Below are 255 nucleotides of genomic sequence, written 5' to 3'. Positions count from 1 at the left end.
AGCAGTTCCGGGATGGGGCCGAACAGTTCGGCCAGGGCCTGCACGGCCGGTGACGGCAGGTTGTTTACGCCCACGCTGGTCACGCGCAGGACCGTGTAGCTGGCCGGGGCATCGCCGAACATGGCCAGTGGCCCCTGCGTGACGTCGATGCGGGTGCCGGCGGCCAGGGTGCGCACCGTCGAACGGCCTTGCCAGGGCTGGCTGCGTGCCTCGCGCGCTTCCATCTGCAGTTCCGCATAATGCTGCGCCAGGGCG

At 70.2% G+C, this 255-nt stretch carries 1 protein-coding gene; it reads right to left on the bottom strand.

Annotated features, from left to right (window positions below; genetic code table 11):
* Positions 1 to 255: contractile injection system protein, VgrG/Pvc8 family (locus tag GM672_RS28150; protein WP_229417994.1), on the bottom strand; the 255-nt coding region annotated here is incomplete at both ends.

Source organism: Pseudoduganella buxea, assembly GCF_009720835.1.
GTDB classification, from domain to species: Bacteria; Pseudomonadota; Gammaproteobacteria; order Burkholderiales; family Burkholderiaceae_D; genus Rugamonas; species Rugamonas buxea.
Note: the sequence above shows the minus strand (reverse complement) of the source record. Positions and strands in the feature narration are given on the sequence as shown.